This window comes from Vogesella indigofera (assembly GCF_003633895.1).
GTDB classification, from domain to species: domain Bacteria; phylum Pseudomonadota; class Gammaproteobacteria; order Burkholderiales; family Chromobacteriaceae; genus Vogesella; species Vogesella indigofera.
This window is the reverse complement of the sequence record NZ_RBID01000016.1, coordinates 122,556-135,248: the sequence shown is the minus strand read 5'-3', so window position 1 is coordinate 135,248 and position 12,693 is coordinate 122,556. Positions and strand designations below refer to the sequence as shown.

Here is a 12,693-nt window from a genome sequence, read left to right as displayed (position 1 = left end):
CTGCTGCCGGGGGTTATTTACTGCGTGGCAGGCGGCTGACACCGCTGCCGTCGAGCGCAGCGGCGATGTCGCTGACCCGGCCCTGCGGCAACTGCCGCTCGGGCGCCATTTCCGCCAGCGGCAGCATCACAAAGGCACGCTCGTGCATGCGCGGGTGTGGCAGCGTCAAAAACTCGCTGTCGCGCGTGACGCCGTCCATCAGCAGCAGGTCGAGGTCCAGCACCCGCGGTGCGTTGCGGAAGCTGCGCACGCGGCCGAAGTCCTGTTCCAGCTGCAGCAGCTGCGCCAGCAGCGCTTCGGCATCCAGCGAGGTGTCGACTTCGCACACCGCGTTGATGAAATCGGGTTGATCGGCGAAACCGACCGGGGCGGTGCGGTAGCAGGCGGAACGGCGCACCAGCCGCGTGGCCGGCAATGCGGCCAACCTTTGCAGCGCCGCCTCCACCTGTTGCACCGGATTTTCCAGATTGCTGCCCAGCGCAATCACCGCCAGGGTCACGCCGGCTCCCCGCCACCCGCGGCGGCAGCCGGCTTGCGCCGGCGACGGCGCTTCTTGCGCTCCGGATTGGCGGCTTCGCCACCGCTGTTGCGCACGTCGTCGACCAGCTGCTGGCGCTCGGCGGTATCGCCGTTCTGAAAGTCTTCCCACCACTGCTGCAGCTCGCGCGGCACCTCGCCGGCATCGGCGCGCAGGCAGAAGAAGTCATAGGCAGCGCGGAAGCGCGGCTGTTCGACAAAGCGGAACGGGCGCTGCCCGGCACGGCTCTCGAAGCGCGGCTGCAGGAACCAGATCTCGCGCATGGTGGCCGAGAAGCGCTTCGGGATGGCAAAGTCGTTGTCCTGCAGCGTTTCCACTTCCGCCATCGCCTCGACCAGTGCCGCGATGTCGCGCTCACCCTGCTGCAGGCGCTGCTGCCAGCGGTTGCGCACCTGCGCCCACAGCATCGCCGCCAGCATGAAGCCGACCGAAACCGGCTTGTCGGCGCGCACGCGCTCGTCGGTATTGGCCAGCGCGTTCTTGAGGAAGGTCTCGCCACCCGGCTCGTCCATCACCGCATCCAGCAGCGGGAAGGTCCCCTGCGACAGGCCTTCGTCGCGCAGCATCTTCAGGCAGGCGTAGGCGTGGCCGGAGTGCAGCAGCTTCAGCAGCTCGTCGAACAGCCGCGCCGGCGGCTCGTTGCGCAGCAGCGCGGCGTTGGCCGCAATCGGCTTGCGGGTATGTTCGTCGATGGTGAAATCCAGCTTGGCGGCCAGACGGACCGCACGCAGCATGCGCACCGGGTCTTCCTGGTAACGGCGCGCCGGCTGGCCGATCATCACCAGCTTCCTCGCGCGCAGGTCCTTCACGCCATGGTGATAGTCGATGATGGTTTCATCGGTCGGGTTGTAGAACAGCGCATTGACGGTGAAGTCGCGACGCAGCGCGTCCTCGACCTGGTTGCCGTAGGTGTTGTCCGCCATCACGCGACCGGTTTCGTTCTTGTTGGCGACTTCGCCGCCACGGAAGGTGGTCACCTCGATGGTTTCCGGCCCCATCATCACGTGCACGATGCGAAAGCGCCGGCCGATGATGCGCGAGCGGCGGAACAGGTGGTGCACCTGCTCCGGCGTGGCGCTGGTGGCCACGTCGAAATCCTTGGGCGTGACACCCAGCAGCAGATCCCGCACCGCGCCACCGACGACATAGGCGGCGAAACCGGCGTCCTGCAGCCGCGATACCACACGCAGGGCGGCATGGCTGAGTGCGTCACGGCGCACGCCGTGCTGGGCCAGGGCAAGCACACGCGGCTTGCTCTTGTTGCCGGCCAGGCTGGCAGGCAAGTCGAAGATTCGACTGATGAGTTTACGGATCATCGGGGCTACACTGAGAAAGAAAAAAAGGACACAAAGTCCGCGTTCAGGCGGCGGATTATAGCGCGATTCGCAAAACTGGCTCCACCTGCCTGCCAATACCGCCGCCGGCAGCCGCGCGCCGCCGCGGCTTGACAAGCGGCAGTGCCCTGTCGTAACGTTGTCTCTGCGCCGATTTGATATCAGCTTGCGGGCGCATTATAAATGCCAGCTAAAGCGTCAGATCAAGCGATCCGCTGCAGCCACTGGCCAGCGGATTTTTTGTTTTCTGCTGCCGCAAAGCCGTACCCCGCGTGAAAACGCATGGCGCCGAGTTAATCGACAACTTGCAGGGCGCCGTTAAACCAACTCTGCTAAAGCGTCGCTCGGATAGTCCGGGCGACCGACAAGGAAGACCGAGACCATGTACGACTGCGAACAAGACCGTTACACCGAGTTTGCCACCACCCCTGCCCGTTCCACCCCATCGCTGCGCGGCGAGCTGCGCGCCATCCACCTCGGCGACAATGCCGGCGCCCGCCAGCTGACCACACTGCTGGCCTGGGCCAGCGAACGCGGCCTGGCCGCCAGCCTGCAACAGGGCAAACTACTACTGCAGGATGTCGATGTCGACCAGGCGCTGCAGATCAACCGCCTGTTCGGCAACGCGCTGATCATCAGCTGCCACCTGCGCCGCCCGGGCGTCGCCTGAGTCCGCTGCGCGGCACGGACGCCGCGCGGCCGATCCGGCTATAATCGGCGGTTTGCTCCCGAGCTGGATTGACATGCTGTTTCACCTTGATAAGGCCGGCTGGCCGCGCATCCGCGAAGAAACCCGCACCCTGAGCCATCTGGCGCTGCCGATGATGGTGGCGCAGATCGCCCAGGTCGCGACCGGTTTTGTCGACACGGTAATGGCCGGCCGCGTCAGCACCGACGATCTGGCGGCGGTGTCGCTGGGCGCCAGCATCTTCATCACCGTCTATGTCACGCTGATGGGCATCGTCAGCGCGCTGAACCCGATCCTGTCGCACCAGTTCGGTGCCGGCGAAACCCGCAGCATCGGCGAAACCGCGCGCCAGGGCCTGTGGTTCGGGCTGCTGCTCGGCTGCCTCGGCGCGCTGCTGATGCTGGCGATCCAGCCTCTGTTGCGCCAGTGGCTGAGCCTGCCGGACACGGTGGAGGACAAGGTAATGCTGTTCATCAGCGGCACCGCCATCGGCATGCCGGCGGCGATGATGCACCGTGCGCTGCACGCCTTTGCCTCCAGCCTCAACCGACCGCGCCCGATCATGGTGGTGAGCCTGATCGCGCTGCTGCTGAACATTCCGCTCAACTACATGCTGATCCACGGCCTGTTCGGCCTGCCGCAACTGGGCGGCGCCGGCTGCGGCTGGGCCACCGGCATGGTGATGTGGTTCAACGCCATCACGCTGTTCGTCTACCTCGCCCGCAACCGGGCACTGGCCGACTACGGCCTGACACAGCAATTCAGCTGGCCACAATGGTCGCGTTTTCCGGCGATGCTGAAGCTGGGGCTGCCGATCGGGCTGTCGTTCTTCGTCGAGGTCAGCCTGTTTTCCTTCATCGCGCTGCTGATCGCGCAACTGGGCACCCTGGTGGTAGCCAGCCACCAGGCGGTGCTGAACTTCTCCAGCCTGATCTACATGATCCCGCAGAGCATCGCCACCGCGCTGACCATCCGCGTCGGCCAGAGCATCGGCAGCGGCGACTACCTGCAGGCGCGGCTGATCAGCGGCCTAGGCATCGCGCTCAGTATCGCTGCCGCGGTGCTGACCATGCTGCTGGTGCTGCTGTTCCGCCACCAGATCATCGCCATGTACAGCCCGGACCCGGCGGTGGTGGCGCTGGGCAGCACGCTGATGCTGTTCGCCGCCTTTTACCAGCTGACCGACGCGATGCAAACGGTAGCCTCCGGTGCGTTGCGCGGCTACAAGATCACCACCCTGCCGATGGCAATCCACATCGTGTCGTTCTGGGGTCTCGGCCTCGGGCTGGGCATGGTGCTGGGACTGACCGACTGGCTGCTGCCGCGCATGGGCGTGCACGGCTTCTGGGCGGCACTGGTGGTCAGCCTCAGCGTGGCGGGGCTGACCCTGGTCGGCTACCTTTCCCATATCAGCAGGCAGCGCCTGCATCGTCAAACCTTGTGAGGCCCGCTTCGTGACCATCACCTTCCAGCAACACGTTTCGCTGCAACCGTTCAACACCTTCGGCATTGCCGCCAGTGCACGCCGCTACACCGAGCTGCAGCAACTGAGCCAGCTGCCGGCCCTGCTGACCGAGCTGGACGGACCGGTGCTGTGGTTGGGCGGCGGCAGCAACCTGCTGCTGCGCGACGACTACCCCGGCACCGTGGTACGCATCCTGCTCAAGGGCATCCACCTGCTGGCCGACGACGGCGACAGCGTGGTCATCGAGGCCGCCGCCGGCGAAAACTGGCACGACTTCGTCTGCCACACCCTGCAGCAGGGCTGGTGCGGACTGGAAAACCTCAGCCTGATCCCCGGCACCGTCGGCGCCAGCCCGATCCAGAACATCGGCGCCTACGGCGTGGAGGTGAAGGACTGCATCACGGAAGTGGTGTGTGCCGACCTGCAGCACGGCGGCGCGGCGGTGACGCTGGCCAATGCCGACTGCCACTTTGCCTACCGCGACAGCGTGTTCAAGCAGCACGCCGGCCGCTATCTGGTGACCGCGGTGCGCTTTCGCCTGTCGCGCCACGCTCACAGCAAGACTGGCTATGGCGACATCGCGCAGCAACTGCAGGCGATGGGCATCAGCGGCACGCCGACTGCACAGGAGGTCAGCTGCGCGGTGATCGCCATCCGCCAGAGCAAGCTGCCGGATCCGGCGCAGCTGGGCAATGCCGGCAGCTTCTTCAAGAATCCGATCGTCGACAACGAGCAGGCCGCCGCGCTCTTGGCGCGCTTCCCGGCGCTGCCGCACTATCCGGCCGGCGAAGGCAAGGTGAAGCTGGCGGCCGGCTGGTTGATCGACCAGGCCGGACTGAAGGGCTACCGCGACGGCGACGCCGGCGTGCACGCCAAACAGGCGCTGGTACTGGTCAACTACGGCCAGGCCAGCGGCCGGCAAATCGCCGCGCTGGCGGCCAAGGTACAGGCCACGGTGCTGGCCCGCTACGGCGTGGCGCTGGAAGCCGAACCGATCATGCCGTAACTGCAACAAGCCATCGCCAAAGCAATGCGGCCAACCTTGGACAAGGTTGGCCGCATTGCTTTCCACTCACCGGCATCACAGCAAATGCGCTGCCGCCAGGAACAGGTACACCACCACGCCAAAGCCCACCGTCCAGCACAGCGAGCGCAACGTGGCCCAGTCGGCGACATAGCACACGCCGTAGCCGAGCCGCGCCACGATGAAGACGGCGGCCGCTGCATCCAGCTGCTGCGGGGTCACCATCATCAGGTAGGCGACGATGACGGCGGCGGCAAACGGCGCGAACGCCTCCCAGGAATTCTGCTGCGCCCACTGTGCACGCTGGCGCCAGCCTTGCAGCCCGGCGAGATAGCGCCGCGGCTGATGATTGTCGAAACCCGGCCCGCTTTTGGCCAGCACCGCCCACAGTAGCGGCATCGCCGCGGCCAGCAGGATTGCCCAGAACGCAAACTGCATCACACTCCCCTTTCAGTCAGCGCACCAGATAGCGCGCGTCATCAAAACTGCGCACCCACTGCGGCCGGTACACCACCATGATCGACAGCACCAGCCCACTGGTGAACGCCTCCGACCACGACAGCAAGAAATAGAACGGCAGCGCGTTATCCAGCAGGTAGGGCCAGTCGTATACGCCCTGCAGCCACAGCAGCGCCATGCCGCTGGCGGCGGCGACTATCAGGCTCAGGCCGCCGGCGAGAAAGGCGTTGACGAAGACATAGACGAACAGGTGTGCCGGCAGATAGCGCTGCGCCAGACGCAGGGCCAGCGCGGTCACTGCCACAGCCGGCAACAGCGTGACGCAGAAATTCAGCCCCAGCGCCAGCCAGCCCAGCTGCCCTGCCGCCACCTGCAACAGCAGCACCAGCGCCAGTGCCAGCAGCGCCAGCGCCGGCCCCATCAGCAGGGTGAAGATCGCCGCCCCCAGCAGGTGAAATGACAGCCCCGGCTGCAAGCCTGCCTTGACCAGCCACATCGCGGCCAGCAACACACAGGCCGCCGCCCAGGCACTGACCGCGCCGGATGGCAGTGTGCGCCACGGCACGCGCCACGCCGCCAGTGACAGCAGCAGCAACATCAGGCCGGTGGCAGCCCACAGCAGTGGCGGAGAAAACAGCGTATCGGGAAAATTCATCGACGGATCGGGACGGGCGACAGACCCTCATCATAGCAGAGCCCCCCACCGCCACGCCAAAGCGGGGTAAAATCGCGCTCTTTGCCCCGGACCCAGACCATCATGCCGACCTTGCCCGCCCAGCACCTGATCGCCCACTCCGTCAGCCTTGCCCTTGCCGAAGACATCGGCGACAAGGACTGGACTGCCGCCCTGTGCCCGAACCAGCCGGGTGAAGCGCGCATCGTGGCGCGCGAAGCGGCGGTGCTGTGCGGCCAGGCGTGGCTGGAAGAGTGCTATCGCCAGATCGACGCGCGCTGCCGGGTGCAGTGGCACGTCGCCGAAGGCGCCCGCATCGACAACGGTGACGTGGTGTGCACCATCAACGGCCCGGCGCAAGCGCTGCTCACCGCCGAACGCAGCGGCCTGAACTTCCTGCAGACGCTGTCCGGTGTGGCCACCGAAACGCGCCGCTACGTCGATGCCGTCGCCGGTAGCCGCGCCGTGATCCACGACACCCGCAAGACGGTGCCCGGCCTGCGCCTGGCGCAGAAGTACGCCGTCACCGTCGGCGGTGGCGCCAACCAGCGCGTCGGCCTCTACGACGGCATCCTGATCAAGGAAAACCACATCATCGCCAACGGCAGCATCACCGCGGCGCTCAAAGCCGCGCGCGCCATCGCCCCGCCGCATGTGACGCTGCAGGTGGAAGTGGAAAACCTGGCCGAGCTGGACGAGGCGCTGGCCGCGACCTGCCCGCTGATCCTGCTCGACAACATGTCGCTGGACGAGATGCGCGAGGCGGTACGCCGCAATGCCGGCCGTGCGCAGCTGGAAGCCTCCGGCGGTGTCGATCTGGACAGCGTGCGCGCCATCGCCGACACCGGCGTCGACCGCATTTCCATCGGCAAGCTGACCAAGGACGTGCGCGCCATCGACTTCTCGATGCGCTTCGTCAACTAAGCTACCGGCGCCTGCCGGCGCCCTACGCCACAACGACAAAAGGTTGGCCGCAAGCATCACCGCTTGCGGCCAACCTTTTGTCTTGTCGCGGCGCACGGGTCAGTGGCGCCGCCCCGCGTTATCCGCATCGGCCGTTAGCCGGCCAGCACCGCAGCAGCTAGCTCGCCGGCTTGTCGCGCACCTCGTAACCCTTGGCCAGCAGCGCCTTGCGCCACTCGTCCAGTGCCATCGCCACCAGCGCCGGCTGGCCACTGAAGCCGAATTCGATGTGCATCTGCGGAATGGCGTCGGTGCCGAAATTGGGCAGGCTGGAGAAACGCAGCGCCGGATAGCGCGCCACGAATTCCTGCATCAGCGTGATCAGGTCGCCCTCACGCGCCTCGATGGCGATGCAGCCCTGCTCCACGTCCGGGTGCTCGGAAAACAGCGCCCGGTACTGCGTGTCCAGCACCCACGCCACCATCGGCCACGCCATATTGGGAAAGCCGGGCACGAAGTGCACATCGCGGCAGGAAAAGCCCGGCATCTGGTTGACCGGATTGGGGATCAGCCGCGCGCTGGCCGGCAGCCGGCCCATATTGATGCGGTGCGGATAGGCGTCGGCACCAAAGCGGCCTTCGATCAGCTGCTTCGCCTCGGGGTGGATCTCCAGCGCCTCGTCCAGCGCCTGGGCAGCACAGGCGCGGGTGTAGTCGTCCGGCGTCGCGCCGATGCCGCCGAAGCTGAACACCAGGTCGCCGCTGGCGAAAGCGCGACGCAGCGCCACCTCGATGCGCGCCGGATCGTCACCGAGGTACTCGACCCAGGCCAGTTTCATGCCGCGTTCCGCCAGCAGGCGGATCAGCACCGGCATGTGCTTGTCCTGGCGTTTGCCGGACAACAGTTCGTCTCCGATGATCAGCGCGCCGATGTTCATGTGCTTAATCCTGTGATGAGGGAACGCAAGCGATAATACAGCAGCCCCAGCCATTCGCGCTCCGCCTGATACACCTCCTGCATCGCACGCCCGCTCGGCAGCCAGTGCTGCAGCCAGATGCCGTCATAACGACTATAGCCGGTCGGCGCCGCCAGCACCTGCAGGCCGGCGGCACGGAACGACGGCAGCGCGCGCGGCATGTGCCACGCCTGCGTCACCAGCGTGATGCGGCCAACCTTGGCCTCGCGCAGCAGCGCGGCAGACAGGCGGGCATTGTCGGCGGTGGTTTCCGCGGCGGCTTCCACCCAGCGCGGGGTGATGCCGTAATCCTGCTGCAGCACGCGCGCCATCACCACCGCCTCGGCCTCGCCACCGTTGGGGGCACCGCCGGTCAGCAGCAATGGCAGGCCACTGGCCCGCGCCAGATAGGCGCCATAGCGCAGCCGCGCCAGGCTGTCGCCGGACGGCACGTTGGCCGCATACTCCGGCGCCGGCCGCTGGCCGCCGCCGAGCACCACGATGGCGCCGGTCGTGCGTACCTGCGCCAGCGTGGCCGGCGCAAACGTTTCCAGCGCGCCGTTAAGCCGCATCGCCAGCCATGGCGTCGCCTGCAGATAGCTCAACAGCAGCGCCAGCAGCAACAGCAAGCGGCCGGCCGCCGGTGCCCGCCGCTGCCAGTAGCCGCCGGCCAGCAGCAACAACAGCCCGTTCAGCGGCGGAAAAAACAAAGCCCCGAGTGCCTGACGGAGCAGGACATCGGGGCTGAGGGTGTCAAGCATGGTGATTGTTCTCGCGACACGGCGGCAATATCCGCCTCGGGCAAGCACACACGGGGCGGCCGGCAGGCCGCACCCGTGACCGGACGGGATTAACCGCCGAGGTAGGCGTTACGCACGCGCTCGTCGTCCAGCAGTTCCTTCGCTGGGCCGCTCATGCTGATCTTGCCGCTTTCCATCACGTAGCCGCGCTGCGATACCTGCAGCGCCAGCTTGGCGTTCTGTTCCACCAGCAACATGGTCACGCCTTCTGCCGCCACCATCTGGATGATCTCGAAGATCTTTTCCACGATCAGCGGTGCCAAACCCATCGACGGTTCGTCCAGCAGCAGCAGCTTCGGCTGCGAGATGATCGCACGCGCCATCGCCACCATCTGCTGCTCACCGCCGGACAGGGTACCGGCCAGCTGCTTCTGCCGCTCCTTCAGGCGTGGGAACAGCTCGTAGCCGCGCTCGATGTCGCGCTGGATGCCATCCTTGTCGTTGCGATGGAAACCACCCATTTGCAGGTTTTCTTCCACCGTCAGCTTGCCGAAGATGCCACGACCTTCCGGCACCATCACCAGACCGTTACGCACGAAATCGTGGGTGGCGATGCTGGTGGTGTCCTTGCCATCAAAGTTGATGCTGCCGCCGGCGATCTTGACCATGCCGACCAGGGTTTTCAGCGTGGTGGTCTTGCCGGCACCGTTGGCACCGATCAGGGTCACCAGCTCGCCCTTGTTGATGTGGAAGTCGATGCCCTTGACGGCCTGAATGCCACCGTAGGAAACCTGCAGGTTCTTGACGTCTAGAATGCTCATTCGTGTGCCACTCCCAGATAAGCCTCGATCACTTTCGGATCTTTACGTACCACTTCGGGCACACCTTCCGCAATTTTCTTGCCATAGTCGAGCACGGCGATACGATCGCACAGGCCCATCATCAGCTTCACGTCGTGTTCGATCAGCAGCACGGTGACACCACCGTCGCGGATCTTTTCCATCAACGCCTTCAGCGATTCGGTCTCGCTCGGGTTCATGCCGGCGGCCGGTTCATCCAGCGCCAGCAGCTTCGGCTCGGTGGCCAGCGCACGGGCGATTTCCAGACGACGCTGGTGACCGTAGGACAGGTTCTTGGCACGCTCGTAGGCGACATCCTCGATGCCGACATAGCGCAGCAGTTCCCAGGCCTTGGCCTCGATCTCGGCTTCCTCGTCGCGGGTGGCCTTGTTGCGCAGCACCGCACCCAGCGCATTGGCCTTGGAGCGGATGTGGCGACCAACCATCACGTTTTCCAGCGCCGTCATCTCGTGGAACAGACGGATGTTCTGGAAGGTACGGGCGATACCGGTATTCACCACCACGTGCGGTGGCGCACGGAACAGATCGTTGCCGTCAAAGGTAAAGGAGCCTTCGTCCGGGGTGTACAGGCCGGTCAGCACGTTGAACATGGTGGTCTTGCCGGCGCCGTTAGGACCGATCAGGCCGTAAATCTCGCCCTTGTTGATGTGCAGGCTGACATTACTCAGTGCGTGAAGGCCGCCAAAACGCTTGTTGATGCCTTCGATTTTCAGCAAAACTTCAGACATGGCTTAACCTTTCTTCGCATCTTTGAATTCGGCCGCACGACGCTTGGACGGCCACATACCTTCAGGACGTACCAGCATCATGATCACCATCGCTGCACCGAACAGCAGCATACGGGCGTTTTCCGGGTCGACAATCATTTTGCCGAAGGTATGCATCTGCAGCGGACCGATCACGTCACGCAGGACTTCCGGCGCAATGGTCAGCACCACGGCACCCAGGATCACGCCAGGGATGTGACCCATACCGCCCAGTACCACCATTGCCAGGATCATGATCGATTCCAGCAGGCCGAACGATTCCGGCGAGATAAAGCCCTGGAAGGTCGCGAACAGGCCACCGGCCACACCACCGGACAGCGCGCCCAGCGCAAAGGCCAGCAGCTTGATGTTGCGAATGTTGAGACCCATTGCCGCCGCGGCGATCGAGTCTTCACGCATCGCCACCCAGGCACGACCGATACGGGAGTGCTGCAGGCGGTAAACCATGATCACCACCACCACGGTCAGGAACAGGAACACGTAGTAGTACATGTGCACCGGGTTCAGGCTGAAACCGAATACCTCGATGGCCTTGCCCAGCGACACGCCGCCGATCTGGATCGGATCGATCAGGTTGATACCCTGCGGCCCGTTGGTGATGTTCACCGGGGCGTTCAGGTTGTTCATGAAGATCCGTACGATTTCACCGAAGCCCAGCGTCACGATCGCCAGATAGTCGCCCTTCAGCTTCAGTACCGGAGTACCCAGCAGCAGGCCGAACATCGCGGCCAGACCGGCGCCCAGCGGGATCGAGATGTAGAACGGCAGGTGAATGTCGAAGTGCGGCGAGCCCAGCAGCGCGAAGGTGTAGGCACCGACGGCGTAGAAGGCGATGAAACCCAGGTCCAGCAGACCGGCAAAGCCGACCACGATGTTCAGACCCAGCGCCAGCATTACATACAGCAGCGCGAAGTCGATGGTGCGCACCCAGGAGTTACCCAGGGTATTGCCGACCACGAACGGCAGCACGGCCAGCACGATGGCGGAGGCAATAAAGACCGCCAGTTTTTTGTTGGTATCCATAGTCATGCTCACTTGTCTCTCCCTATTAGGCGCGATCGGCCATTTTCTCGCCCAGCAGGCCAGAAGGACGGAAGATCAGAACGACGATCAGCACAGCGAAGGCAAAGATGTCCTGATAGTGCGAACCCAGGAAACCACCGGTCAGGTCACCAATATAGCCGGCACCCAGACTTTCGATAATGCCCAGCAGGATGCCACCGGCGACGGCACCACCCAGGTTGCCGATACCACCCAGCACCGCGGCGGTAAACGCCTTCAGGCCGATCATGAAGCCCATATAGTAGTGAGCCTGGTCATAGTTGGTGGCAACCATCACACCAGCGATGGCACCCAGCGCCGAACCCATCACGAAGGTCGCGGAGATGATGGTATTGACGTTGACACCCATCAGGCTGGCAACTGCCGGGTTCTGGCTGGTGGCGCGCATCGCTCGGCCCAGCTTGGTCTTCTCGACCACGACCAGCAGGCCGATCATCAGCAGCAGGCACAGGGCAACGATACCCAGTTGCAGCTTGGTGATGGTGGCACCGAAGATCTCGATGGTTTCGTGATCCAGGATGGCCGGGAACGGGATGTAGTTACGGCCCCAGATCAGGATGGCAACCTGCTGCAGCACGATGGACAGGCCGATCGCGGTGATCAGCGGTGCCAGCTTGGGTGCGCCACGCAGCGGGCGGTAAGCTACGCGCTCGATGGAGTAGCCCAGCAGCATGCAGGCGGGAATGGCGACCAGCAGGCCGATCAGTACCAGCATCGGACCCGGCAGACCGACACCGGCATTCATCAGGGAAGTAACAACGGTGATGGTAACCATGGCGCCAAACATCACGACTTCGCCATGCGCGAAGTTGATGAGGCCCATGATCCCGTACACCATGGTGTAACCAAGTGCGATCAGGGCATAAATGCTGCCCAGCACGAGGCCGTTCAGGATCTGTTGCAGAAAAATGTCCACGGTGGGATCTCCTAAGGATGATTGTCCCGACGATTTATGCGGGGTTTACCCTCTTTTACCGTCTTCTGTGCAAAGGTCGGCAGTTGGGTTTCTGTCCGACAAGCCGAGCGGATTATGATAGCGTATCCAATCGACTGTCAATCGCAAAAACTTGAGAAATTAAGGTTTTTTTGCGATTTTTTTAACACAATGCAAGTCATTGATTTGATTAAAAAAAACAGCAAAAAATACTAGCCGCAATTCAATGTTGCGTTGCAACCAAAGGCTTTTTTTGATGTTCTTTTTCGCGCGTATTATTTTTAAAAATTT

At 64.0% G+C, this 12,693-nt stretch carries 14 protein-coding genes; 4 read left to right on the top strand and 10 right to left on the bottom strand.

Annotation, left to right across the window (positions count from 1 at the left end):
* Positions 1–13 precede the first annotated feature (13 nt).
* Both folK and pcnB read right to left on the bottom strand, forming a co-directional pair.
* The gene (folK, locus tag C8E02_RS12430) at positions 14–499 is read right to left on the bottom strand and encodes a 2-amino-4-hydroxy-6-hydroxymethyldihydropteridine diphosphokinase (RefSeq protein ID WP_120811137.1); all 486 of its coding nucleotides are present in this window, start codon (positions 497–499) and stop codon (positions 14–16) included.
* Positions 496–1,854, bottom strand: coding sequence for a polynucleotide adenylyltransferase PcnB (gene pcnB, locus C8E02_RS12425; protein ID WP_047967096.1), 1,359 nt, complete (start codon positions 1,852–1,854; stop codon positions 496–498). Before pcnB ends, folK begins: the two co-directional genes overlap by 4 nt.
* A 400-nt stretch (positions 1,855–2,254) precedes the next feature.
* Between pcnB and C8E02_RS12420 the strand changes: the two genes are divergently transcribed.
* The 3 genes from C8E02_RS12420 to murB all read left to right on the top strand — a co-directional run bounded on the left by C8E02_RS12420 (position 2,255) and on the right by murB (position 5,031).
* Complete coding sequence (locus C8E02_RS12420; RefSeq protein WP_120811134.1) at positions 2,255–2,542, top strand: hypothetical protein; 288 nt, start codon at positions 2,255–2,257, stop codon at positions 2,540–2,542.
* Positions 2,543–2,615: 73 nt separating this feature from the next.
* Positions 2,616–4,004 (top strand): MATE family efflux transporter, encoded by a 1,389-nt coding sequence (locus C8E02_RS12415; RefSeq protein ID WP_120811132.1) that lies wholly within the window; start codon positions 2,616–2,618, stop codon positions 4,002–4,004.
* A gap of 10 nt (positions 4,005–4,014) precedes the next feature.
* Positions 4,015–5,031, top strand: coding sequence for a UDP-N-acetylmuramate dehydrogenase (gene murB / locus C8E02_RS12410; RefSeq protein WP_120811130.1), 1,017 nt, complete (start codon positions 4,015–4,017; stop codon positions 5,029–5,031).
* A 75-nt stretch (positions 5,032–5,106) separates the two neighbouring features.
* Here murB and C8E02_RS12405 read toward each other — a convergent pair whose 3' ends face one another.
* Positions 5,107–5,487 (bottom strand): MAPEG family protein, encoded by a 381-nt coding sequence (locus C8E02_RS12405; protein ID WP_120811128.1) that lies wholly within the window; start codon positions 5,485–5,487, stop codon positions 5,107–5,109.
* A gap of 16 nt (positions 5,488–5,503) precedes the next feature.
* Positions 5,504–6,163 carry an energy-coupling factor ABC transporter permease gene (locus C8E02_RS12400; protein ID WP_120811126.1) on the bottom strand — a complete coding sequence of 220 codons (660 nt, stop codon included), beginning with the start codon at positions 6,161–6,163 and terminating at the stop codon, positions 5,504–5,506.
* A gap of 102 nt (positions 6,164–6,265) precedes the next feature.
* Here C8E02_RS12400 and nadC point away from each other — a divergent pair, with 102 nt between their 5' ends.
* Entirely contained in the window at positions 6,266–7,105 is an 840-nt protein-coding gene (gene nadC, locus C8E02_RS12395; RefSeq protein WP_120811124.1) for a carboxylating nicotinate-nucleotide diphosphorylase, read from the top strand.
* Positions 7,106–7,262: 157 nt separating this feature from the next.
* On the opposite strand, the gene C8E02_RS12390 is transcribed toward nadC, so the two are convergent.
* The 6 genes from C8E02_RS12390 to C8E02_RS12365 form a co-directional block, all read right to left on the bottom strand.
* Entirely contained in the window at positions 7,263–8,021 is a 759-nt protein-coding gene (locus tag C8E02_RS12390) for a competence/damage-inducible protein A (protein WP_120811122.1), read from the bottom strand.
* Complete coding sequence (locus C8E02_RS12385; RefSeq protein ID WP_120811120.1) at positions 8,018–8,800, bottom strand: YdcF family protein; 783 nt, start codon at positions 8,798–8,800, stop codon at positions 8,018–8,020. Before C8E02_RS12385 ends, C8E02_RS12390 begins: the two co-directional genes overlap by 4 nt.
* 89 nt (positions 8,801–8,889) lie before the next feature.
* Entirely contained in the window at positions 8,890–9,600 is a 711-nt protein-coding gene (locus tag C8E02_RS12380; protein WP_047967104.1) for an ABC transporter ATP-binding protein, read from the bottom strand.
* A complete protein-coding gene (locus tag C8E02_RS12375; protein ID WP_047967105.1) occupies positions 9,597–10,367 on the bottom strand; it encodes an ABC transporter ATP-binding protein in 771 nt (256 codons plus the stop codon). The genes C8E02_RS12380 and C8E02_RS12375 overlap by 4 nt, the downstream gene beginning before the upstream one ends.
* 3 nt (positions 10,368–10,370) lie before the next feature.
* Positions 10,371–11,435 (bottom strand): ABC transporter permease subunit, encoded by a 1,065-nt coding sequence (locus C8E02_RS12370; RefSeq protein WP_047967106.1) that lies wholly within the window; start codon positions 11,433–11,435, stop codon positions 10,371–10,373.
* A gap of 19 nt (positions 11,436–11,454) precedes the next feature.
* The gene (locus C8E02_RS12365; RefSeq protein WP_047967107.1) at positions 11,455–12,384 is read right to left on the bottom strand and encodes a branched-chain amino acid ABC transporter permease; all 930 of its coding nucleotides are present in this window, start codon (positions 12,382–12,384) and stop codon (positions 11,455–11,457) included.
* Positions 12,385–12,693 lie beyond the last annotated feature (309 nt).